Origin of the sequence: Xanthomonas sp. D-36-1 (assembly GCF_017746155.1) — a bacterium.
Classification (GTDB): domain Bacteria; phylum Pseudomonadota; class Gammaproteobacteria; order Xanthomonadales; family Xanthomonadaceae; genus Xanthomonas; species Xanthomonas cissicola.
The window spans coordinates 1-724 of the sequence record NZ_JAGHWR010000146.1; the positions used below are offsets into that span (position 1 = coordinate 1).

Annotated in this window: 1 protein-coding gene; it reads left to right on the forward strand. The window is 55.8% G+C overall.

The genetic code is table 11. The features are described 5' to 3' along the window. Positions 1-94 precede the first annotated feature (94 nt). On the forward strand, positions 95-724 hold a 630-nt coding region (locus J7367_RS22140; RefSeq protein WP_209029030.1), incomplete at its 3' end, for a hypothetical protein.

Here is a 724-nt window from a genome sequence, read left to right on the forward strand (position 1 = left end):
GTGGCCAAGCGCTACGAGAAGGGGGCCATGGGAAACGAATAATCCGCCTGCTCCTTGGCGTGTCGGTCAAGTCGGCTCGCGTCCGGAAATTAGCTTGGAAGGGTCTCCGGATTTGCAGTCTGAGGCCGATGCTAACGCAGTGTTCGATGCGATAAATGGCCAAGATAGCAAGCCCTGGCTGATTGCTGTAAAGCTTGCAGGAGAAGACGCGAAGCTTCATACGCGAGTTTACTTTGAGAACCCACCAGCGAATCTTGCAGACCGGGGATTGGATCAGCTCCCTTCAGACGTCGTGGCTGCAATCAACGCTCTGCCCCAAAGTGCTGGGCTTGGAGCGATAGGGTGGGAGGAGCCCAAGAGGCGCGAACCTCGTGCGCCGATGGTCGTCAACGCGGTGCTCGAAGCTTTGAAGCGCGAACCGAATGTGCTCCTAGTCGGTCCGCCGGGGACCGGCAAGAGCGTCGCCTTGGAAGATTTGCGAGAACACTATCGTTCTATTCCCAAGGCTCCGCAATTTGATCCTGATTCTTGGCCAGGGGACTGGACCGATGGCTCCGAAGTGGAGCAAGAGACTGTCTCTGACTTGCGAAGCGAGGCTTTGGTTTTTCATCCCGCTTATAGCTATGAGCAGTTCGTAGCAGGACTCTTTCCTAGGGAAGGTCTGATCAACTCACCGCAGATGCGCGACACTATCGCCTTATGTAGAGGATTCATCCATGCAGCT